18 protein-coding genes and 2 tRNA genes are annotated in these 21,306 nt (G+C 71.7%); 10 read left to right on the plus strand and 10 right to left on the minus strand.

The features are described 5' to 3' along the window. Nucleotides 1-10 precede the first annotated feature (10 nt). Complete coding sequence (locus AB0M93_RS15380) at nt 11-781, plus strand: fumarylacetoacetate hydrolase family protein (RefSeq protein WP_364273417.1); 771 nt, start codon at nt 11-13, stop codon at nt 779-781. Here AB0M93_RS15380 and AB0M93_RS15385 read toward each other — a convergent pair. After that, nucleotides 778-2,028 carry an FAD-dependent oxidoreductase gene (locus AB0M93_RS15385; RefSeq protein WP_364273420.1) on the minus strand — a complete coding sequence of 417 codons (1,251 nt, stop codon included), beginning with the start codon at nt 2,026-2,028 and terminating at the stop codon, nt 778-780. The genes AB0M93_RS15380 and AB0M93_RS15385 overlap by 4 nt on opposite strands. 501 nt (nt 2,029-2,529) lie before the next feature. Here AB0M93_RS15385 and AB0M93_RS15390 point away from each other — a divergent pair. The 4 genes from AB0M93_RS15390 (at nt 2,530) to AB0M93_RS15405 (ending at nt 6,553) form a co-directional block, all read left to right on the plus strand. Next, nucleotides 2,530-3,264: an HAD family hydrolase gene (locus tag AB0M93_RS15390; RefSeq protein WP_364258963.1), complete on the plus strand. Its 735-nt coding sequence runs from the start codon at nt 2,530-2,532 to the stop codon at nt 3,262-3,264. A gap of 49 nt (nt 3,265-3,313) precedes the next feature. Further along, nucleotides 3,314-3,385: transfer RNA gene (locus tag AB0M93_RS15395), tRNA-Gln, on the plus strand. A 101-nt stretch (nt 3,386-3,486) separates the two neighbouring features. Further along, a tRNA-Glu gene (locus tag AB0M93_RS15400) sits at nt 3,487-3,562 on the plus strand. Nucleotides 3,563-3,880: 318 nt separating this feature from the next. Further along, entirely contained in the window at nt 3,881-6,553 is a 2,673-nt protein-coding gene (locus AB0M93_RS15405) for a glycoside hydrolase family 9 protein (RefSeq protein WP_364273422.1), read from the plus strand. Between the two features lie 28 nt (nt 6,554-6,581). On the opposite strand, the gene AB0M93_RS15410 is transcribed toward AB0M93_RS15405, so the two are convergent. After that, entirely contained in the window at nt 6,582-7,181 is a 600-nt protein-coding gene (locus AB0M93_RS15410) for a TetR family transcriptional regulator (RefSeq protein ID WP_364273425.1), read from the minus strand. A gap of 71 nt (nt 7,182-7,252) precedes the next feature. Between AB0M93_RS15410 and AB0M93_RS15415 the strand changes: the two genes are divergently transcribed. After that, entirely contained in the window at nt 7,253-8,461 is a 1,209-nt protein-coding gene (locus tag AB0M93_RS15415; RefSeq protein WP_364273428.1) for an alpha/beta hydrolase, read from the plus strand. 50 nt (nt 8,462-8,511) lie between these two features. Here the strand turns inward: AB0M93_RS15415 and AB0M93_RS15420 are convergent, their stop codons facing one another. Further along, on the minus strand, nt 8,512-9,270 hold the full coding sequence (locus AB0M93_RS15420) for a trypsin-like serine protease (RefSeq protein WP_364273431.1): 759 nt from the start codon (nt 9,268-9,270) through the stop codon (nt 8,512-8,514). Between the two features lie 268 nt (nt 9,271-9,538). On the opposite strand from AB0M93_RS15420, the gene AB0M93_RS15425 reads away from it, so the two are divergent. Next, complete coding sequence (locus AB0M93_RS15425) at nt 9,539-10,468, plus strand: hypothetical protein (RefSeq protein WP_364273434.1); 930 nt, start codon at nt 9,539-9,541, stop codon at nt 10,466-10,468. A 12-nt stretch (nt 10,469-10,480) separates the two neighbouring features. Here AB0M93_RS15425 and AB0M93_RS15430 read toward each other — a convergent pair whose 3' ends face one another. The 6 genes from AB0M93_RS15430 to AB0M93_RS15455 form a co-directional block, all read right to left on the minus strand. After that, the gene (locus AB0M93_RS15430; RefSeq protein ID WP_364273437.1) at nt 10,481-10,870 is read right to left on the minus strand and encodes an Lsr2 family protein; all 390 of its coding nucleotides are present in this window, start codon (nt 10,868-10,870) and stop codon (nt 10,481-10,483) included. A 391-nt stretch (nt 10,871-11,261) separates the two neighbouring features. After that, nucleotides 11,262-13,532 carry a tetratricopeptide repeat protein gene (locus AB0M93_RS15435; RefSeq protein ID WP_364273440.1) on the minus strand — a complete coding sequence of 757 codons (2,271 nt, stop codon included), beginning with the start codon at nt 13,530-13,532 and terminating at the stop codon, nt 11,262-11,264. 218 nt (nt 13,533-13,750) lie between these two features. Next, nucleotides 13,751-14,515, minus strand: coding sequence for a TIM barrel protein (locus tag AB0M93_RS15440; protein ID WP_364273443.1), 765 nt, complete (start codon nt 14,513-14,515; stop codon nt 13,751-13,753). Between the two features lie 92 nt (nt 14,516-14,607). Continuing rightward, a complete protein-coding gene (locus AB0M93_RS15445; RefSeq protein ID WP_364273446.1) occupies nt 14,608-14,847 on the minus strand; it encodes a hypothetical protein in 240 nt (79 codons plus the stop codon). A gap of 56 nt (nt 14,848-14,903) precedes the next feature. After that, nucleotides 14,904-15,281, minus strand: a complete 378-nt coding sequence (locus AB0M93_RS15450; protein WP_364273449.1) for a DUF6292 family protein — start codon at nt 15,279-15,281, stop codon at nt 14,904-14,906. A gap of 107 nt (nt 15,282-15,388) precedes the next feature. Then, nucleotides 15,389-16,924: an alpha-L-arabinofuranosidase B gene (locus AB0M93_RS15455; RefSeq protein ID WP_364273452.1), complete on the minus strand. Its 1,536-nt coding sequence runs from the start codon at nt 16,922-16,924 to the stop codon at nt 15,389-15,391. 400 nt (nt 16,925-17,324) lie between these two features. On the opposite strand from AB0M93_RS15455, the gene AB0M93_RS15460 reads away from it, so the two are divergent. Genes AB0M93_RS15460 through AB0M93_RS15470 form a run of 3 tightly spaced genes read left to right on the plus strand, consistent with a single transcriptional unit; the run spans nt 17,325 to nt 20,462 of the window. Continuing rightward, on the plus strand, nt 17,325-18,776 hold the full coding sequence (locus AB0M93_RS15460; RefSeq protein ID WP_364273455.1) for an FAD-dependent monooxygenase: 1,452 nt from the start codon (nt 17,325-17,327) through the stop codon (nt 18,774-18,776). After that, nucleotides 18,773-19,834: a hypothetical protein gene (locus tag AB0M93_RS15465; RefSeq protein ID WP_364273458.1), complete on the plus strand. Its 1,062-nt coding sequence runs from the start codon at nt 18,773-18,775 to the stop codon at nt 19,832-19,834. The genes AB0M93_RS15460 and AB0M93_RS15465 overlap by 4 nt, the downstream gene beginning before the upstream one ends. Before the next feature lie 28 nt (nt 19,835-19,862). Further along, nucleotides 19,863-20,462 carry a TetR/AcrR family transcriptional regulator gene (locus tag AB0M93_RS15470; RefSeq protein ID WP_364273461.1) on the plus strand — a complete coding sequence of 200 codons (600 nt, stop codon included), beginning with the start codon at nt 19,863-19,865 and terminating at the stop codon, nt 20,460-20,462. 199 nt (nt 20,463-20,661) lie between these two features. On the opposite strand, the gene AB0M93_RS15475 is transcribed toward AB0M93_RS15470, so the two are convergent. Continuing rightward, entirely contained in the window at nt 20,662-21,075 is a 414-nt protein-coding gene (locus AB0M93_RS15475) for an Lsr2 family protein (protein ID WP_364258903.1), read from the minus strand. Nucleotides 21,076-21,306: the final 231 nt, after the last annotated feature.

A 21,306-nucleotide genomic window follows, 5' to 3' on the forward strand; every position in this document is an offset into this window, starting at 1 on the left:
GACTGGACGCGTGCGCCTAGCCCGAATTGCTCATCCCGGTGGTGTCGCGTTCGCCTCGATCGAAGGCGACGGCGACGACGCCCAGGTCCTCGAAATCGCCGAGCACCCCTTCGGCCAGCCGAACTTCACCGGCAAGCGGTGGCCGCTGGCCGACGTCCGGCTGCTCGCGCCGATCCTGCCGTCGAAGGTGATCGCCGTCGGCCGCAACTACGCCAAGCACGCGGCCGAGTTCGGCAACGACGTGCCCGGCGAGCCCATGCTGTTCATCAAGCCGTCGACCACGGTCATCGGTCCCCACGCGGCCATCCGCCGCCCCTCGGGGATCGGCCGCGTCGACTTCGAGGGCGAGCTGGCGATCGTCATCGGGCAGCCGGTCAAGAACGTGCCGGCCGCCCGTGCCGCGAGCGTCATCCTCGGCTACACCGTCGCCAACGACGTCAGCGCCCGCGACCTGCAGAAGTCCGACGGCCAGTGGGGCCGTGCGAAGGGCTTCGACACCTTCTGCCCGATCGGCCCGTGGATCGAGACCTCGATCGACGCCTCCGACCTTTCCCTGCGGGCCGAGGTCGACGGCGAGCTCAAGCAGGACGGCCGTACTTCGGACCTCGTCCACAAGATCCCCGAGCTGGTCGAGTTCGTCTCCGGCGTGATGACGCTGCTGCCCGGCGACGTCATCCTCACCGGCACCCCCGAGGGCGTCGGCCCGATCGAGGGTGGCCAGAGCGTCTCGATCACCATCGAAGGCATCGGCACCCTGACCAACCCGGTCGAAGAGGTCTAACCCCGCGCCGCCGGCTCCACCGGCCGCCGGGCGAACGCCGGAGCGTGCTCCGGCCGCAGCCCGAGGCCGAGGAGCCGGGCCGGGAAGTACGACAGCCGCGGGAACCGCGCGAACGCCTTGATCATCGGCGCCGGCGGGCCGTTGCGCCTGCCGTTCATCACCCCGCGCACCACGGTCCGGTGCATCAGGCGCTGCAGCCCCTGCACCAGCAGCGTCGGCGCGAGCCGCCGAGCGCGCACCTTCGCCAGCTCGGCCTCCGTCGGACGGCCCCGGCGCAGCGGCTCGGCCAGCAGCGTCGCCGCCGCGACCGCGTCCTGCACGGCCAGGTTGATGCCCACGCCGCCGATCGGCGACATCGCGTGCGCCGCGTCGCCGATGCACAGCAGCCCGTCGACATGCCACCGGCGCAGCAGGTTGAGCCGCACGTCGAGGAACTTGACGTCGTCCATCGTCGCCAGCTCGTGCACCCGGCCGGTGAACTCGGGGCAGATCTGCGCGACGTTCTCGCGGAAGGCCTCGATACCCTGTTTGCGCAGGTCGTCGCCCTTGGGCGCGAGGTAGGCGACCTGGTAGAAGTCCGGCCGGGGGAGCGGCACCGCGAAGCGGCGGTCGCGCATCCTCGGCATCAGCATGCTGCCTTCCTCGTCGTCACCGCGCGAGAGCCGGAACCACCAGACGTCGAACGGGCAGTCGTACTCCCGCGGCACCAGGCCGGCTTCCCGGCGGGCCAGCGACCAGCGTCCGTCGGCGGCGATCACCAGGTCGGCGCGGATTTCGCCGGTCTCGCCGGCGCTGGTGCGGTAGGTGATGCCGGCGACCCGGCCGTGCTCGCGGACCAGGCCGGTGCACTCGGTCTCCATCCGCTGGACGAACGTCGGCTCCTTGCGCGCGCTCTCGGCGAGCAGGTCGAGGAAGTCCCACTGCGGCACCATCGCGATGTACGGGTGCGCCACCTTGAGCCGGGTGAAGTCGGCCAGCTTCATCAGCTCGCCGTTCTCCTGCGGGAACCCCGCCGCGGTCAGCTCGCTGTGCGGGAGCGCGTGGAACTTTTCGCCGAGGCCCAGCTCGTCGAGCAGCGTCAGCGTCGACGGGTGGACCGTGTCCCCGCGGAAGTCGCGCAGGAAGTCGGCGTGCTTCTCCAGCACCGTCACCTCGACGCCCGCCCGGGCCAGCAGCAGCCCCGTGACCATCCCGGCCGGCCCGCCACCGATGACGACGCAGCTCGTGCGCTCGGTCATCTCGACCATCTCCCTTATTCATCGCCTGTTGAATAAGATGAGGATGCACCTCACGGGCACCGGCGTCAAGGGGGGTGAGCGGGGATACGCTGATCGGGCGACGGCGTGCCGTCGCCGCCGCTGGTGGCCGGAAACCGTCCAAACGCGACAGTTCGTCGAAGGTGTTCAACGCCGGCACGCTATCGGCGGCCGTTCGCCGTGGCGCCGATGTGGACGGAGCGGATTCCCCGGTGGTACAACGGTTTTGCCGTGGGGACGAGTCCGCACCGGAGGAGGCGACAGGTCCGCCGCGCGGTACCAGGTAACCGAACGGGGACGGTTCGCCAACTGCGAGTAGAGCCGGTGCGCCGGAACAGGGCAGTGGCAATCACCTCTTTGGCAGCGTCGCGAACGCGGCGGTTGCCCTAGCCTCACTGGGTGGATTTCGCCCTGGCACCCCGGACCCCGTCGCGAACCGCCCCGCCCGCCGCGGCGGCGTCCGAGCCCTGGGCGCCGCCCGAGCTCCGGCTGGTGTGCCTGGACATCGACGACACCCTCATCGACTGCACCGCGGCGATCCGCCGGAGCCTCCACATCCTCACCGGCCGCGGCGACCTGTGGCCGTTGTGGGACCTGATCACCGAGGAGCACGTCGCCCTCGTCGTCGCGGGCGAACTCGACTACGCGACCATGCACCAGCGGCGCACGGACTGCTTCCTGGCCGAAATCGGCATCCTCGCCGACGCCGAGCAGGTGAGCTCGTTCGAACGTCGCCGCCGGGAGCTGCTCGACCACTCCTGGCAGCTGTTCGACGACGTCGTCCCGTGCCTGGAATGGCTCCGCGCGGCCGGCCTGGTCCTCGCGGCGGTGACGAACGCCTCGGGTGCCCACCAGCGCCGGAAAATCGCCGACCTGGGCCTGGCGCCGTTCTTCGACCACGTCGCCATCGCGGGCGAGCTCGGCGTGGCGAAGCCCGACCCGGTGATGTTCCACACGGTGTGCCTGGGTCTGGACTGCGCGCCGGCCCAGGCGGTCCACGTCGGCGACAAACTGGACACGGACGCGATCGGCGCCCGCGACGCGGGCCTGGGCGCGGTCTGGCTCGACCGCGACGGCATCGGCGAGCGCGCCCCGGAGGGCGTCCACACGGTCGCCGGCCTCGCCGAGCTGCCTGAGCTGCTGGTTTCGGAGTACGCCACGATCGGCGTCCCCGCCCAGCGCGGCAGTGGCACCCCCGCGTTCACCGTCCGGAACGGCGTGCTCTAGTATTTCTCCTCGTGCGGTGCTGAACCGGCCAGCCGGAGCAGTACCTCACTGGGGTATGGTGTAATTGGCAGCACGACTGGTTCTGGTCCAGTTAGTCTAGGTTCGAGTCCTGGTACCCCAGCTGCGGAGAGTGACCCCCCTGCGGATCGGGAAACCGGCTCTGGTAGGTTCTCTCCAGCAAGAAAAACCGAAAAGCCCCTGGGAAACCAGGGAAGATCCTAAGCCCCCGTCGTCTAGCGGCCTAGGACGCCGGCCTCTCACGCCGGTAGCGTGGGTTCGAATCCCATCGGGGGTACCACCGAAGCCGGACTGACTCAAGTCAGTCCGGCTTTTTGGTTTGCGGCCGCTGCCGCGCGCGGCGGCGCGAGAGGCGTGGACCACGTCCTCCCCGGCGAGGTCGGCGAGGCTGAGCCGGGTGCGGCACGGCCTGGCCGTTCGTCGCAGAGGCCGCCGGGTCAGCGACCGCGAAGAGCGGGCGATCGCCCACGGGGCGAGCCCGATGGACAGCTTCGTGCAGTCCCGCCGATCCGCCTGCAGTCGCGCATCGATGCTTTACACAACCGGTTCCGCTCCTTACCCTTCCTCTCTGGAAGCGCTCCCAGAACGAGGAGGCGTTGTGCGTACTTCAATGACGAAGGCGTTGGCCCGGACGGTTGTGGCCGTGCTCGTGCTCGGCCTGACCCTTGTGGTGCCGGGTGTTCCCGCAGGTGCCGCCGGGAAGTTCAACTACGGCGAAGCGCTGCAGAAGGCCGTCTGGTTCTACGACGCCCAGCGCTCCGGCGCTCTGCCCGCCGGCAACCGGGTCTCCTGGCGTGGCCCGTCCGGCCTCGATGACGGCAAGGACGCCGGCCTCGATCTCACCGGGGGGTTCTACGACGCCGGTGATCACGTCAAGTTCGGGCTGCCCTTCGAGTCCAGCATGACCATGCTCGCCTGGGGTGCGCTCGAAAACCGCGCCGCCTACCAGAACTCCGGCCAATGGCCGTACCTGCTCTCGAACCTGCGCTGGGGCGACGACTGGCTGATCAAGGCGCACCCGCAGCCCAACGTGCTCTACGGCCAGGTCGGCAAGGGCGACGACGACCACAAGTGGTGGGGCCCCGCCGAGACGATGACCATGGCGCGCCCCGCCTACCGCATCGACACCTCCTGCCCCGGCTCGGACCTCGCCGGCGAAGCCGCCGCGCAGCTGGCCGCCGGCTCGATGGTGTTCCAGTCCGACGACCCCGGCTACGCGGCCACCCTGCTCACCCACGCCAAGCAGCTGTACTCGTTCGCCGACAACTACCGGGGCGTCTACTCCAACTGCATCACCGACGCCCAGAACTTCTACAAGTCCTGGAGCGGTTACCAGGACGAGCTGGTCTGGGGCGCGATCTGGCTCTACAAGGCCACCGGCGACACCGGTTACCTGACCAAGGCGCGCAGCGAGTACGAAAAGCTGTCCACCGAACCGCAGACCACCACCCGCTCCTACCGCTGGACGCTGGCCTGGGACGACAAGTCCTACGGCGCCTACGTCCTGCTGGCCCAGCTCACCAAGGACCCCGAGTACGTCGCCGACGCCGACCGCTGGCTGGACTGGTGGACCACCGGCGTCAACGGCCAGCACGTGCCCTACTCGCCCGGTGGCCAGGCCGTGCTCGACCAGTGGGGCTCGCTGCGGTACGCGGCGAACACGGCGTTCGTCGCGCTCGTCTACTCGGATTCCCTGCGCGCCACCGATCCCACCCGCGCCACCACGTACCACGACTTCGCCGTGCGGCAGATCGACTACGCGCTCGGGGACAACCCGCGCGGCGCGAGTTTCGAGGTCGGGTTCGGCGTCAACCCGCCCCGCAACCCGCACCACCGCACCGCGCACGGCTCCTGGGCCGACAACATCAACGAGCCCGCGCAAAGCCGGCACGTCCTCTACGGCGCCCTCGTCGGCGGCCCCAGCTCGGCCAACGACGCATACACCGACGACCGCACCAACTACACGATGAACGAGGTGGCTCTCGACTACAACGCCGCCTTCACGGGTGCGCTGGCCCGCCTCTACGGCGAGTACGGCGGCACGCCGCTGGCGGCCTTCCCGCCGAAGGAAACCCCGGACGGCCCGGAAATCCTGGCGCAGGGTGCGCTCAACCAACCCGACGGCGGCACGTTCACCGAGGTGAAGGCGTACGTGATCAACAAGTCGGCGTGGCCGGCCCGCACGTTCACCGGCGCACTGCGCTATTACTTCACCCTCGACGGCGCCACCACGCCCGGCCAGATCTCGGTCAGCTCCGCCTACAACCAGTGCGACGCGCCCACGCTGCACCAGTTCTCCGGCCCGGTCTACTACGTCGAGGTGCCGTGCTCCGGCGGCGTCGCCCCGGGAGGTCAGTCCCGCTACCGCAAGGAGGTGCAGTTCCGGATCAGCAGCACCGGAACGTGGAACCCCGGCAACGACTGGTCGCACACCGGCCTCGCCCCCAGCGGAACCACGCCCGCCGACGACCCGAACCTGGTGCTCGCCCAGGGTTCCACGGTGGTGTGGGGCAGCCAGCCCCAACCGTCCACAGGGGACACCACCGCGCCGTCCGTGCCCACCGGGCTCACCGCCACCCCCGGCAGCACCAGCGCCGGTCTGACGTGGACCGCCGCCACCGACGACGTCGGCGTGGCCGGCTACGACGTGCTGAACCCGGCCGGTGCGACGGTCGCCAGCACGACGAGCACCAGCTACCAGGTCACCGGACTGACCCCCGGCACCGCGTACACGTTCTCGGTCCGCGCCCGCGACGCCGCCGGCAACCAGTCCGCGCCCAGCAGCCCGGTGTCCTTCACGACCACCACCACCGGCGGCGACCCCGGCACCGGCACGCTCGCCGTGCAGCAGCGAGCCGGCACCGGCGACAACCAGATTCGCGTAGGCCTCCAAATTGCCAACCGCGGCAGCACATCCGTCGCCCTGAACAGCGTCACCGCGCGGTACTGGTTCACCGGCGACGCCGCCAACCCGACCTACCAGCTCTGGTGCGACTACGCGGTCGTTGGCTGCGGAAACGTCACGTTGCGCGTGGTGAAGCTGAGTACCCAACGCCCGGGGGCCGACGCCTACGTGGAAGTCGCGTTCACGGCCGGTTCCCTCGCCGCCGGCGCGAACACCGGTGAGATCCAGGTCCGGCTCGCCAAGTCCGACTGGTCGGCGTTCAACCAGGCTGACGACTACAGCTACCGCGCCGCGGCGTCGTTCACGGACCTGGCCACCGTCACCGCCTACCAGTCCGGCTCCCTGAGCTGGGGCACCGAGCCCTGATTCCCGAGGAGCCGGCGGCCGACCGGGGTCAGGGCAAGCCGAGCGAGCGAGAGAGGTGCGTGGTCCACCAGCGCAGCTGCGGACCACTTGCCGTCGCCGCCCGGCCGGTGACACCGGCGCTGCGGCGGAACGCGGGGCCGTAGGCGGACTCGGTGACGAGGGCTTGGTGGAGAGCGGCGACGGCCAGCCGGGTGTCCTCGACCGGGATGCCGGCTGCGCCGGCTCGCAGTGCGTGCAACGCGTCGACGACCGGGGCGAGCATGCCCGATCCCGCGTCCCGCCACCCGGCGGCGTGCAGCGCCATGGCCAGCTCGCCGTAGCCCCGGCGGTAGAACCCGGCCAGGGCGTCGACGAGCTCACCGAGGTCGGCGCCGCGATCGAGCCAGGAGTCCAGCACGTCCGCCACTCCGGCGCGGATCTTCCGGCCGCCGTGCCGCAGCAGTGCTTCCAGGAGGCGGTCGCGGCTGCCGAAGTGGTGGCCGACCCCGGCGTCGGTCATGCCGACGCGGGTGGCGACGGCCCGGACCTGGACGGCGGCCACTCCGCCCTCGGCCAGGAGCCGCTCAGCGGCTTCCAGGATCAGGCGCCGCGCTTCGCCGGGAGGACGGCGCACCCGCTGAGATGTCACAACCGCCACCTTACCTTGACTGGTCAAGGTAAGGTGGCGGTTTTCCGGCAAGGCAAAGAGGTGCTGTCGCCATGACCGAGCTCTCCGGCGTCCGGGCGCGGCACATCACGCGCCCCGACGCGGTCCTTCGCGGGCAGGAGGCCGGGTCCGGGCCGGCCGTGCTGCTGCTGCACGCCGGCGGGGAACGACGCCGGGTCTGGACGCCGGTCATCGAGATCCTCGTCGACGCCGGATTCCGCTGCGTGGCCTTCGACCAGCGCGGGCACGGTGACAGTGACGGATCACCGCGGGCGCTCGCGGCCTGCGCGGACGATGTCGCCGCGATGCTCCACGCCGAACCGCCGGGATGCGTGGTCGTCGGCGCTTCGCTCGGCGGGCTCGCGGCCCTCGCCGCCCTCGGTGATCCGGCGGTCCGGGCGAGGGTGGCAGGTCTCGTGCTGGTGGACGTCGTGCCCGACCTCCAGCCCGACCGGGTCCGCCGTTTTCTCGCCGACGGCGGCATGCTCGACGCGTACGCCGAACTCGTCGACGACATCCTCGCCCAGGTTCCGCGGCTGGGGCGGGTCACCGCCCAGCTCGAGTTCCCCGTCCTGCTGGTTCGCGGCGGCAACGGGTCACCCGTCACCGACGTCGATGCCGACCGCTTGCTGCGCCGAACTCCGCACGCCGAGGTGACCCGTATCCGCGCAGCCGGGCACCTCGTCGCCCGGGACCAACCGGTGGCGTTGGCCGAAACCGTCGCCGCCTTCGCCACCGAGTGGCCGGCGCTGGCGCTCCTGCGTGAACTCGGCGCGGGAGAGGTCAGCCATCCCGGTGGCCATCTTCTCGACCACCTCCGGCGCGTGCGCGATCTGGTGGCCGGGTGGGGCGGCAGCCGGCGCGCCCGCCTCGCCGCGCTGTGTCACGCCACCTACGGCACCGACGGCTTCCCGCACCCGCTGCTGCCGCCGGATCGGCGAGCCCGGCTGCGCGCAGCCATCGGCAACGACGACGAGGCTCTCGTCTACCGCTACGGCGCTTGCGACCGGAGCAAGACTTACGCCCACCTCGGCACGACGCCGCTCCCGCTCACCGACCGCTTCACCGGCGAGGTCGTCTCCCTGGCCGGCGGCGACCTCACCGACTTCGCTCTCCTCACCATCGCCAACGAACTCGACGTGGCCCGCACCGCCCGGCTCAGCTCTGAAACCCGTACCGGCATCCGTAGCCTCATCGTCGCGCTGGGCGCTTATGTTCCCGACGCCACCAGGCGAGCTCTGGCCGACCCGTCCCTGTCGTGACAGGGCGCCGGCCGGGCGGGGAATCCGGCCGGCGACCCGGGACTCTGCGATCAGACGCCGCTGACCTGGCGGATCCAGCCGCGGCCCGCTGCGACGCTGCCGTACGTCGTCGTGCTGGAGCGGTCGCTTGTCGAACACACCCCCACCTGCACGCCGCCGTCGAGCATCGGGCCGCCCGAGTCGCCGCCCGCCACCGCTCCGTCCAGCGTGTCCGCCGTGATCGCCGGGCCGCCGAAGTAGTCGCTCGCGTTCGTGTCCGAGACCTGCACCGAAGCCTGCTTCAGGACCGCCGACTGGTGACTGCCCTCGTCCGTGGACTGCGTCGCGCCCCAGCCGTAGACGCGGGCCGCGTCCCCTTCCTGGGCATCCGAGGAGCTGTCCGCGAGCCGGGCGAACGTGCTGCCGCCGTTGGTGTTCAGCTTGATCAAAGCGAGGTCGCCGCCCGAGTACACGTACGTCGTGGACGCCTTCGCGTGCACGCCGCCGGAGGCGTTGTTCGAGCCGACGTAGAGGTCGATGTCGGTGAGCCGCTGCCCGTTGTTGTCGTACATGCAGTGCTTGGCCGTCAGCACCCAGCGCGCGCCGATCAGGGTGCTGGTGCAGAAGAACGTGTAGCCGTTCGCGTGCCCGTTGAACCGGGTGATGTAGCCCGGGTTCTGGGCCGTGCTGCCGCCGATGATCGACGGCTGCGCGTCGGGCGAAAGGGGGGTGATCGTGGTGCTCGCCGACGCCGGGGCGGCGGCGAGCACCGCGAAGGCGGCGCACGAACCGGCGAGCAGCGCGGCGGACCGGGCGGAGGGGTGGCGCATGGGGACTCCTTGGGAGGAACCGGTGGGGACTCACCGAACGTAAGCGGACGGTGCGCCACCGGTAACCGCCCGAAGATCCGAGCCCATCAACGGAACAGAACGGATCTTTCGGCGGGTTGCGCGGTCGCCGGCCGACGTTCGTCGGGTGACAACCGCGATCCGCGGCTGTTAAACCGAGGGCGGTCCGGCACCACCGGACACTCCTGCCACGACGGCGTGATCCGCCGGACGGCGCCCTCTTTCCCCGCACCGACGCCGAGGAGCGCCGATGCCGTTGTTCGCGGTGCCGCCGGAACCCGCCGGGCGGGAACTGGCGCAGGCGCTGGCCGACGGCCCGTTCAGCCGCGCGCTCTCCCTGGCGATCGACCGCAGCGGGCTCGGGCTCGCCCGCCTCAAGGACCGCCTGGCCGCCGCGGGCGTGCCGGTCAGCACCACGACGCTCAGCTACTGGCGCACCGGCCGCACGCGCCCGGAACGGCCCGAGTCCCGGCGCGCGGTGGCTGTCCTGGAGGACGTCCTCGGCGTGCCGTCACGGTCGCTGATCGAGCTGCTGGCCCGGCCCGGGCACCCGGGGACGCCGGACCTGGTGCGCTGGGAACGGCTGTGGGGCCCGCGCAACAGCGTGCTGTCGGTGCTGCGCTCGTTCGAGGCGGCCGACGAGACGTCGCTGCTGGTGCTCAGCCTGCACGAGACGCTGCGCGTCGCCGCCGACCGGTCGCTGGCCCGGCTGCGGGTGCGCGAGGTCGTCCGCGCGGTGGAAGAACCGGTCCAGGCCAAGGTGGTGGCCCTGCGCGGCTGCGTCCCGGGCCACCCGCCGCGCCTGGTGTCGACGCGGTACTGCCGGCCCGTGCGCACCGAAGTGCTCCCCGAGCCGGGTTTCGTGATCAGCGAACTGGTGCCGAGCCGGTCGATGGCCGTCGGGGAGACCGCGATCCTCGAGTACGAGTTCGAATACACCGACGGCGTCCCCGACACCAGCTACGACCGCCGCTTCCGGCACCCGGTCGCCGAACACCTGCTGGAGGTGCACTTCGCCCTGGGCACGCTGCCCGCGACGTGCCACGCCTACCGGCTGGACACCCCCGGCGGGCCGGAACGGGACGTCACGCCCGTTCCGGTGTCACCGGCGTCGCCCGCGCACCACTTCGCCGGCGGGATCGGGCCGGGCATCGTGGGCATGCGCTGGAGCTGGCCGTGACCCGGCCGGGTGTCAGGCGGCCGCGTTCTTGCGCGACGAGCGCCGCGCCGGGGCCGGCGCGTCCGCGCCCGCGTGCGCCTGCTCGTAGGCCGAAACCACCTGGGTGGAGAGCCGGCCGCGCTCGGAGATCTCGTAGCCGTTCGCGCTGGCCCAGGCGCGGATCTGCTGGTTGCGCTCACGGTCGGACGTCGTCATCGGGCGGCTCGCCGCCGCGCGCGACCGGCGGCTGCTGATGCGGCGGCCGGCGCCGATGTAGCGGGTGAACTCGTCGCGCAGGGCCGTGGCGTTCTCGTCCGAGAGGTCGATTTCGTAGGTGACGCCGTCGAGGCCGAACTGGACCGTCTGGGCGGCGGCGCTGCCGTCGATGTCGTCCAGGATCTCGACGAGGACTTTCTGGGCCATTGATTGCTCCTCGGGTGGTGTGTCCGGGAACGTGAGGCGTGTCCGGCGCACAATGGGCGACGTGCTCCCGCCCGAGTGTATCCACAGAACCGCCGGAAAGGGAAATACCAACGCCGGCGCCGGTCGCGGGGAAACCACGTGATCAGCGGTTCTTCCGGCGGCGTGCGCCGAGGTCGGGGGAGGGATCTTCCGTTGCCGGCATTGGCGATCCGGCCGCGCCGCGCATTACGGGGAAACGGCGTGAGGCCGTTCGGCGTAGTCGGCGCCGGGACGCGGCGAAATGGGACACATTCGCCTCATCGAGTGATGATCGACGCCCGGTTTTCGGTGCGGAATCCGGTGCCGGCCGCGGTGGGACGCCTCTGTCCGCTGTGGAGGGTGCGGCGCCGCCTCACCGCACCGCCAGCGGCCGTCCCAGCGCGTTCAGCCTGGCCAGGACGCGCTGGGCGTCCTCGGTCCGGTTCTGGGTTTCGAACATCGCGAGCGCGGTGCGCCACGCGGTTTCCGCGGCCACCGGGTCCGCCATGGCCGCGTGGACTTCGGCGATGTCGACCTGGGCGTTGGCTTCGGCGAATTGATCGCCGATGTCGTGGTAGACCGGGATGGAACGGCGGAAGCAGCGCAATGCCTCGGCGTACTGGCCCGTTCTCTTCGCGATGTATCCGAGGCTGTGCAGCGCGCACACCTCGTACCGGCGATCGCCGCAGCGCACCAGCATGTCCAGTGCCTTGGCGCAGTACTCCCGCGCCGACTCGAATTCGCCGAGCATCGCGTGGTGCCAGCCCATCGCGTTGAGGGCGTTGGCCTCGTCGCTCGCCTTGCCGATCGATCGGAACAACCGCGCCGACCGGAGCGCGTAGCCGATGGCCGTCCGGTGGTCGTCGCCCAGCTCCGCCAGGTGCGTCAGGACGCCGTAGGTGTGCGCGAGCGCCTCGGTGAAGCCGTGCTCCTCGTTGATCCATCGCGCCCGCTCCAGGCACGCCGTCGCCTGGGCGCGATCGCCGAGCCGGAGCAGGTCGTAGCCCAGGTTGCGGGCGATGACGGCGATCGCCTCCGCGTCGCCCAGCTCCTCCGCGGCGGCGAGGGCGCGCCGCGAGGAGACCAGGTCCTCCGCGAACAGGCCGCGCCGCCAGTGGAAGATGGCCAGCGCCTGCCCCAGCCACCACACCCGGGCGTGCTTGCCCTGCGCGGCCGCCGCGGCCTGGATCGCGAGCAGCGCGTCGTGCTCGTCGGCCAGCCACGCCATCGCGGCACCGATGCCCGCCGGCGATTCCGGCACGCTGCCTTCGGCGGGTTCGCCCAGCTCGACCACCTCGGTGCGGTCGCGCAGCACCCGGTCGGCGGCGATCGCGGTGTGCACGTAGTGGTCGGCCAGCCGATCCAGCGCCGAAGCGCGGTCACCGGCCGGGAGGTCCGCCCGGGCCCGTTCGGTCGCGTACAGCCCGATCAGGTCGTGCATCCGGTACCGGCCGGGCCGGGGCTGCCCGACGAGGTGGGCGTTCTCGAGCACCCGCAGCACCTGCCCGGCCTTGGCGGCAGGCCACCCCGCGAGGCCGGCCACCGCCGGCACGCCGACCTCCGGCACCGGCACCAGGCCCAGCAGCCCGAACAGCCGCCGGGCTTCGGGGTCCAGGACGCCGTAGGACGCCGAGAAGACGGCTCTCAGGTTGGCGTTGAGCTCCCCGGCGTCGAACCCGTCGAGCCGTGCGGTGGTGTTGTGCAGCTCGTCGGCCAGTGCCCGCAACGGGAAACCCGGGTTGCTCGTGGCGCGTGCCGCGACGATGCCGAGCGCCAGCGGCAGCCCCGAGCAGTGCTCCAGCAGCTCGGCGACGGCGCCCGCCTCGCGGTCGGTCCGGGCCCGGCCGACGTGCCGGGTCAGCAGCCGCCGGGCGTCGGCGGTGTCGAGGACGTCGAGGCCCACCGTCGTCGCGCCGTGCGTGGCGACCAGGCCGGCGAGCCGGTTGCGGCTGGTCACCAGCACCACGCACGCCGACCGGCCCGGCAGCAGCGGGACGAGCTGCTCGGTGTCGAGGGCGTTGTCGAGCACGATCAGGAGCCGGCGTCCTTCGGTGAGGCTGCGGAACAGGCCGTACTGCGCCTCGGCCTCCAGCGGCAGCGACGCCGCCGGGACGCCCAGCGCCTCGAGGAACCCCCGGACCACGGCCTCGGGACGCGCCGGGGTCCCGCTCGGGTCGAAGCCGCGGAGGTTGGCGTACAGCTGGCCGTCGGGGAAGTCGTCCGCGTACCGGTGGGCCCAGTGCAGGGCGAGCCAGGTCTTGCCGATGCCGCCCGCGCCGCCGACGGCCGAGACGGCGACCGCGCCGCTGCCGGCGGCCGCCGCCGCGCGGGTCAGCTCCGCCAGCTCGCGGTCCCGGCCGGTGAACCGGTGCGGGGGCGGCGGCAGCTGCCGCGGGACCGGCCGCTCCGGCGCCTTCGCGGGGCCGGTGAACACCGCGGCCATCAGCTCGGCGCGGTCGTCGGCCGAGAGTTCCATCGCGTCGGCCAGCAGCTGCAGCGAACTGCGCTGCGGATTTCGCCGTGTTCCGGTCTCCAGCCCGCGAATCGTCCGGACCGACACCCCCGAGCGCTCGGCGAGCGCTTCCTGGGTCAGCCCGACGTGGCGCCGGAAACGTTTGAAGGTCGTGCTCGGCCGGTCATCCACACCGATCTCCCCCTCGGTTTTCCTCCCCTTGTCACCGACGATAACGCCCGGACCGGGGCCCGGGACCGTGGTGACCCCCATCAGAGCAACGCCGGGAACCGGCAACAGGTTGCCGGTCCGTGGCCTGGTACCGCGAATGGCGCAACCGCCATGATTCGTTTCGGCAACAGTTCAGAGAGGGAATCGATGGGGAAAAGAACGGCGGCCACCGGGGGAGCTCAGGTGCCGAGCCAGCGCAGCAGCGTTTCCGTCTCGCGCGGCAGCACGGCCGGGTCGTCGTCCGGGACGAACTCGAGCAGGACGTCCAGCGGGCGGTCGGCGACGAGTTCCAGCGCGGGCCGCCACAGGCGTTCGCGCTCGTGCAGGGGGAGGCGGGCCGGCCCGGGCCACCACGAGAAGACGTGGACCGCGCTGACCCGCTCCAGCACCGTGGCCAGGCCGGCGAGGGCGGGCTCGGCCGGCGCGCCGACCGGCGGCTGCCAGTAGGTCGACAGCGCGTCGTGGCCGACGTCGTCGAGCAGCCGCAACGTCGCCGCCGGGGTGTCCGCCAGCGTGCCGGCGTGGAACTCCAGCGCGACCGACAGCCCCCGGGCGGCCGCGATCGCCACCGCCTCGCGCAGCGACGCCGTCACCCGGGAACGGGACTCCGCGGACGCGTCTGCGGAGTCTTCGGTGCCGGCCCACACCCGGATCCGCGGGGCGCCGAGGGCCGCCGCGGCTTCGGCGAGGGCGGCGAAGTCCTCGGTGGCGTCCCGGCCCGCGCGCCAGTACGAGCCGTAGGAGCAGACCGCCAGCCCGTGGGCGGCGGTCTGCTCGCGCACCTCGCTCAGGGTTTCCGCCGCGTGCGGAGGAGCGTGGACGTCGGCGCCCCACTCGACGACCCGCAGCCCGGCCGCGGCGGCGACCCGGGCCACCTCGGCGGCGGGCAGCGAACGGAACGTCACCGAGCACAGCCCGATCCGGTCTCGCAGGGTGGTCGGCACGCGGCTCCTTCGGGTGATCGCCTTCCCCACGAGCGTAGGTGACGGCGTTCCCGGCGGGCAAGCGCTGCGGAAAGCGCTTTCTGCCGCCGGGGTCAGCTGGTTGTGCAGCTGGTCGCCGCGGGCCCGGTCGCCGAGGACATGGACCCCGAAGTCGCCAGCGCGACCTTCGCCTCGCCGTCGACCAGCGAGACCACCGCGAGCAGCGACGGCTCGGTTTCCCCGCGCTCGGCCCGGCTGCCGGCCGCTTCCCGAAGGGCTTCGAGAAAGGCCGTTTCGTCGCCGGAGAGGCCGGGAGTCTCCTCGTCCTCTTCGTAGGGGAACCAGTGCGTCATGCGGTCAGGCTGGAGCCGCCGTCCGGCCGCGCGAAACGCTTTTGCCCGCGGCACGCCTACGCCGGTGACCGGTCCTTCTCGCCGTGCGGGACGGGCTCGGTGCCCGGCTCGTCCGACCGGCGCACCAGGCGCTCCCCGCGTCCGGTCAGCGCGGTGAGGACGAAATCGGCCACGGCTTCGGGTGCGGGGGCGCCCGGCAGCGTGGCGACGACCTGGACCGCGCCGTCGCGGCCGTCGTCCGCGGCGAGCTGCCAGCCTTTGCCCGGTGTCCAGAGCAGCAGGTAGTCACTCGGTTCGCGCTCGACGGCGCGGCCCGCGAAGCGGATGCGGCCGCCCTCGAAGTCGCCGGTCCGCGCGCGGGTGTCCTCGGGTTGCAGCCCGAGCTCGGCAGCCACGGCCTGCAGGTGCGCGGCCGTGGGCGGTTCGTTCGTCATGGCCCGCCCTTCTGTCGCGAGGGAGGGCTACCCGGCCGCGACGGGCGGGAAACGCCGGAACCCGCGGAACCGCACGGGGGAACGGTTCCGCGGGTCCGGCCCGGGGACTACGGCGCCCAGGGGCTGTTCACGGCCCAGCTGACGTCGTTGGCCCAGGAGGCCGTGGCGTCGAAGGTGTCGGGGCCGCCGTTGCTGGCGATGTAGACGGTGTTGTCGTAGTGGCGGATGAAGCGGTCGGGATAGTTGTAGGAGGCGAAGGACGTGCCCTGGCCGTTCTTCCCGGCCTGCGGGCAGAACGTGGCGTCGGCGCGGAAGACCGCGCTGCCGTCCATCGGCTGGCGCAGCAGCTGGTAGTTGTAGTGCCGCAGGAAGTCACCGGGGTAGTTGCGCGACTCGAACGACACGCACGACGGGTTCGCCAGGCCGCGGCGCACGATCCAGGACGCGTCGCTCTTGTCCAGCGCCGGGCTCGTGGAGCTCACCACCGACGTCACCGCGTCGTCGAACTGGTGCCGGATGTACCGCGTGGTGCAGCAGGCGGTCGTGGCGCGCAGCGAGATCGTCGAACCGGGGCTGAGCGTGCCGCCCGCCACCGGGCTGGGGCCGCCGTAGCCGACCGAGACGACGTTGGCCTGCACGGCGTTGTCGGCCGCGTCGGTCGGCAGCCCGCTGGTCATCACGCCTTCGAAGAACGACCCGATCGAGCCGTTGCTGTTGTCGCCGCCGGTGCCCAGGACGATCGAACCCTCCTGGTGCATCGGGGAGTACCCCGCCTGGGTGGGTTCCGGCCCCGAGTAGCGCGTGGCGAGGCCGCCGGACTGGGCGTTGCCGTCCTTCGTGGCGAAGAAGTTCTGCCCGTTGTTCTTCAGCAGCGCGGTGACGAACGGCGCGGCGTTGCCGGTGTAGGAGCTGTTCCTGCTCGGGCCGGCGTCCGACTGGAACAGGCCGTTCTCCAGGTCGGCCTGCACCCACGGGCCCTGGCCGGCGCACGGGGAGAACCAGCACTCGGTGCCGAAGTTGATCGCGTCCATGTGGCCGTTGCCGGTGTCGGCGATCGACACCTCGGCGTTGCCGTAGTCGAAGCAGCACCGGTTGTTGACGTGGGTCCCAGACGTCACCATGTACATGCCTTCGGCCTGGCCGTTCACGGCGACGCCCGCGGCCGCGGTGTGCCGGTAGCCCATGCGGCCGGAGAACGAAGCGCCGTACACCGCGTGGCCGCCCGCGGTGACGGGCAGCGCGTCGGCCGGCACGCCGGAGTTGGCCGGTCCCGCGGCGCCGGCGGGTTCGATGAACAGGTCGTTGTGCCGCGGCGACTGGTCGTAGATGACGTTGATGACGCACGTGGTGCCGCCGCAGAAGGAGTCCTGCGTGGCCGCGTTGGCGTACCCGCCCGCGGCCAGCAGCCCGACGTCTCCGACGGCGCCGTCGGACGCGCGCTTCAGCTGGTACAGCGGGCCGTTGTAGGACGCGTACAGCGCGCGGGTGGTGCTGTGTGCGGCGACGCAGGGGGTGCCCGCGGCGCCGTAGATGTCGCACGGCAGCGAGGTGGCCGCTTCGGCGGCTTGGCCGGCGTTCAGGACGGTGGCGGCGAGCACCAGCACGCCACCGGTCAGGAGTGAAGCAGTTCTCCGAGCGAACATGAAAGCTCCTCGTTCCGAGGGTGGGGATCGGAAAAAGCGCAGCGCGAAAACAATTCCGGGAGACGCCGGAATGCGGGGAAAGATCTTGGGGGAGCCGGCCCGGGCCGGGCCTGTGATCAGGCGCGGAGCGCGGGCTCAAGGGGAACGGCGATGACGAGCAGCGTGAGAACCTCCCTGCGGCGCTGCAAGGTGTTAGCGCTAACATTTGTGCTGGAGAGAGCTTAGACGGCGAGTTCCGCGTTTGGCAACCGACGTCGTCGAATTGCCGATGGGGATATCCGGAAATCTCCGGCGAACCGGGCAATCGTGTCCACTGTGGACGTCGAGCGGGGCTTGACACCCGCACCTTGTCATTCATACATTCGATGTCTCTTTGTATGAATGACGGGAGTTGATCCGCATGCGGCTCGGCAAGACCGCCGTCGTCCTGGGCGGCAGCGCCGCCGGTCTGTGCGCCGCCGGCGCGCTCGCCCCGCACTTCGACCGCGTGCTGGTGCTGGAACGCGACGAACTGCCCGCCGGGGCCGCGCACCGGCGCGGCGTGCCGCAGAGCAAGCACCCGCACTTCCTGCTGAACTCCGGCCGGCGCGCGATCGGCGCGTTGTTCCCCGGGTTCGAGGACGACCTCATCGCCGCCGGCGGCCTGCTGCTGATGCCGTCCATGGACGCGGCCTACCTCGACGGCCCGGGCTGGTCGGCCCGCAAGCGCAGCGCCATGACGATGGTCTACGGCTCGCGGATCCTCATCGAGCGCGTGCTGCGGGACAAGGTGGGCGAGCTGGGCAACGTCGTCGTCCGCGAGGGAGCGTCGGTGCGCGGCCTGACCACGCGCGACGGCGAGGTCGCCGGAGCCGCCTTCACCACGGCCGAGGGCGACGAGCATGTCGACGCCGACTTCGTGGTGGACGCGATGGGCCGCGGTTCCCCGGTCGCCGGCTGGCTGGTGGCGGCCGGCTGGCCCGAGCCCGAGGTGCGGACGCTCGACGCCAAGGTCACCTACACCTCGCGCTGGTACGACCTGCCCGCCGAACGCCCCGCGTCCTGGTGGTGGCGGCACCTGGTGATCATGCCGACGCCGGACAAGGGCGACCACCCCGCCGAGCACGAGTACCTGGTCAACTTCTTCCCCATCGAGGGCAACCGCGTGATCGCGTGCATGGGGTCGTGGGGCCTGGAAATGCCCAGCACCACCGAGGCTTTCACCGAAACGGCCCGCCGCGTCCGGACCCCGTTGTTCGCCGCCGCGATGGACCGGTGCGAGCCCGCCTCGCCGGTCCACCTGACCCGCTCGACCGGCAACAAGTGGCGGCGCTACGACCGCCTGCGGACCCCGCCGCGGCGGCTGGCCTTCGTCGGCGACTCGATCTGCGCGTTCAACCCCTTCTACGCCCAGGGGATCAGCTCGGCGTCGGGTTCGGCGCTGCTGCTGCGCGAGCACCTGGCCCGCGCCGGACGGCTCGACGCCGGGTTCTCCGCCCGGTTCCTCGCCGCGCAGCGCAAGCTGCTGCGCGTGCCGTGGAGCCTGGCGATGGCACGGGACCAGGGTTACGCGTGCGCGTCCGGCACCGAAAAGCCGCCCGAGTGGCGGCGGCGCATCGTGGCGGCGCTGTCGGCCCCGGCGTTCAGCCTCGTCGTCGGCGCCGCCCGGGAGGACGCCGTGGTCGACGAGCACTTCGCGAAGGTGTTCAACCTGGACGAGTCACTGGGGCAGATGCTGCGGAACCCACGGGTGCTCGCGGGCCTGGTGCGCCACCGCGTCCGCACGGCGCTGGGCCGGCAGCGGGTGCCCTCCGGGTTCGACCCCCGGGCGGAACCGCCGGCGACGGACTACTCGACGGCCGTCGCGCGATGACCGCGGCCTGCGGTCCGGACGCCGAAGCCGTCACGCGCGGCCTCGGGTTCGGCTGCCACGACGTCTCCGCGGTGGTCTCGGTCCGGCCGCCGTGGACGCTCGCCAACTGGACGATGCCGCTGCTGGAACTGCTCGTCGTGGGCGGCGCGGTGTTCGCACTGGTGCACGCGGTCCGCCGGTACCGCGCGGGCGATCCGGTGAACCTGGCGCTGTGGTGGGCGTCGCTGGTCTACCTCTTCGTCACCGAACCGCCGCTGTACTTCCCGGAGTGGTTCGGGCTCGACCGCCTCTACGGTTTCATCTTCGCCCACAACCGGTTCACCGTGCAGTTCATGGCGGACCGGCTGCCGCTCTACATCGTGGCGTTCTACCCGGTGATCAGCCAGCTCGCCTACGAGCTCGTGCGCTCGCTCGGGATCTTCCGCCGGGGCGCGCTGAGGAGTTCGGTGGCCGTCGCGTTCGCCTGCCAGGTGTTCTACGAGGTCTTCGACCAGCTCGGCCCGCAGCTGCGGTGGTGGGCGTGGAACCCGGGCAACACGATCGTGAACCACCCGGCGCTCGCGGCGGTGCCGATGACCAGCATGGTGCTGTTCGCGTCGGTTTCGATGGCGGCCATGACGTACCTGGTCGTCCGCCTGGCCGGCGGACCGGTGCCGCGGCGCGGGTGGCGGCTGGTGCCGCGGATCCTGCTGGCGGGCGTCCTGACGCCGGTGGCCATGGCGGTCGCCGGGATCCCTTCGGGGCTGGCGGGGGAGAACACCACCGCACGGGCGTGGATCCTCGGCGTCGAACTGGCTCTGATCTGGCTGGCCGGTGCCGTGGTGGTCCTGCGATCCGCCCGGCCGGAGCCCCTGTCCGCCTTCACGCGGATCTACCCGGCCGTCTACCTGGGCGGGATGCTCGTGTGCTGGATCGGCGCCCTGCCGGCGTACTTCGCCGCCCGCGACGGCATCACCCCCGAGGGCACCCCGATCGGCAGCGGCCTCTACGCACTCGCCTGCTTCGCCGCGGCCGGGCTGCTGCTCGCGCTGTCGCGGAAAACACCTGCCGCCGCCTGAACCCGCCGGCTCGGGGAAGATGGACCGCATGGGGCACCACGGATGGCAGGGCAACCCGCCCGGCACCGAAGACGAGGCACGCCGCCGGATCGTCGAAGCGGCGGTGGCGTGCCTCGACCGGGCCGGCCTGGCCAAGACGAGCCTTTCCGACGTCGCCGCCGAAGCAGGCGTCACCCGCCAGACCGTCTACCGCTACTTCCCGGGCCTGAAGGACATCCTCCGCGCGGTCGCGCTGGCCGGGGTGGAGGAGTTCGCCGGGCGGATGGAACGGCACCTGGCCGCCTTCGGCAACGCCGAGGAGGCCGCGGTGGAGTCCGTGGTGTTCGCGGTCCGGACGATCCCCGGTGAGCCGCACATGGGCCTGCTCCTGCAGGCGGGCGAAGCCGACTTCTTCACCGACGGCGTCGTCTCGCCGCTGGCCTTTTCCTACGGCGCGCGGATCCTCCGCAACCTCCCGGTGGACTGGGCGGCCGCCGGCGTCGGCACCGAAGCGGACCTTCGCGGGCTCGCCGAGATCCTGATGCGGCTGTTCCTGTCTTTCCTGCAGTACCCGTCGGCGCAGCCGCTCACCGACGACGAGCTGCGGGCCCTGGTCCGCCGGTGGATCGGGCCGGCGTTGCGCGGATAGTTTCGCTGTCGGTGTCCGTGCGGTCGCGCTGTGGTTTGCGGAAACACCGCCGCCGAATGCGGATGACAATTCCTGACAACGCGGATCGTGTGACGGTGCCCACGCCCGATCCGGAATGCCGGACGCGGGCGGCGAGGAGGTTCAGTCCTCGCCGCCCGCGCGGCCGTGCTCTTTCCCCAGTGATCTGCCGGCCACCGCCTTACTTCTTGGCGGCGGCGACCTTCTTGCGCGGAGCGCGCTTGCGCGGCGGCGCGGCGGGCGTCTCGGCCTCTTCGGCCTGGGCGGCTTCGTAGGCGGAGATCACCTCGGAGGACAGCCGTCCCCGCTCGGAGACCTCGTAGCCGTTCGCGTTGGCCCAGGCGCGGATCTGCTGGTTGCGCTCGCGGTCGGTGGTGCTGGTCGTGGTCGACTGGCCGGTCGCGACCCGGACCTTCCGGCCGCCGATGCGCCGGCCGGCCGCGATGTAGCGGGCCAGTTCGTCGCGCAGGGCGGTGGCGTTGCCGTCCGAAAGGTCGATTTCGTAGGTGACGCCGTCGAGGCCGAACTGAACGGTCTGGGCGGCGGTGCTGCCGTCGATGTCGTCCAGGATCTCGACGAGGACTTTCTGGGCCACGTGAATGCTCCTCAGCTGGATGTGCGTCCGGGGGAACGCGACGTGTGACAAGTTGCACAATGGTCGGCGTTCTTCGGTGGAGTGTATCCACCCGAGGAGAGGTACGGCAATTTCCTCCCGGTTACGCGGAACGGACGACGGCCGGGCAGGTCCTGATAGGACTGGCCGGCCGCCGCGTTCCGGGCGAAAGGCCGCACCCGCCCGGTTCGCCCGGGAGCGGCAATACCGGCG

The sequence above is a fragment of the Amycolatopsis sp. NPDC051102 genome (assembly GCF_040682815.1).
Classification (GTDB): Bacteria; Actinomycetota; Actinomycetes; order Mycobacteriales; family Pseudonocardiaceae; genus Amycolatopsis.

Bases quoted from the DNA above. Each gene is read 5' to 3' on its own strand.
- AB0M93_RS15385 (WP_364273420.1), bottom strand. From the start codon at position 2,028: ATGGTCGAGATGACCGAGCGCACGAGCTGCGTCGTCATCGGTGGCGGG.
- AB0M93_RS15415 (WP_364273428.1), top strand. From the start codon at position 7,253: ATGACCGAGCTCTCCGGCGTCCGGGCGCGGCACATCACGCGCCCCGAC.
- AB0M93_RS15420 (WP_364273431.1), bottom strand. From the start codon at position 9,270: ATGCGCCACCCCTCCGCCCGGTCCGCCGCGCTGCTCGCCGGTTCGTGC.
- AB0M93_RS15425 (WP_364273434.1), top strand. From the start codon at position 9,539: ATGCCGTTGTTCGCGGTGCCGCCGGAACCCGCCGGGCGGGAACTGGCG.
- AB0M93_RS15430 (WP_364273437.1), bottom strand. From the start codon at position 10,870: ATGGCCCAGAAAGTCCTCGTCGAGATCCTGGACGACATCGACGGCAGC.
- AB0M93_RS15445 (WP_364273446.1), bottom strand. From the start codon at position 14,847: ATGACGCACTGGTTCCCCTACGAAGAGGACGAGGAGACTCCCGGCCTC.
- AB0M93_RS15450 (WP_364273449.1), bottom strand. From the start codon at position 15,281: ATGACGAACGAACCGCCCACGGCCGCGCACCTGCAGGCCGTGGCTGCC.
- AB0M93_RS15455 (WP_364273452.1), bottom strand. From the start codon at position 16,924: ATGTTCGCTCGGAGAACTGCTTCACTCCTGACCGGTGGCGTGCTGGTG.
- AB0M93_RS15460 (WP_364273455.1), top strand. From the start codon at position 17,325: ATGCGGCTCGGCAAGACCGCCGTCGTCCTGGGCGGCAGCGCCGCCGGT.
- AB0M93_RS15465 (WP_364273458.1), top strand. From the start codon at position 18,773: ATGACCGCGGCCTGCGGTCCGGACGCCGAAGCCGTCACGCGCGGCCTC.
- AB0M93_RS15470 (WP_364273461.1), top strand. From the start codon at position 19,863: ATGGGGCACCACGGATGGCAGGGCAACCCGCCCGGCACCGAAGACGAG.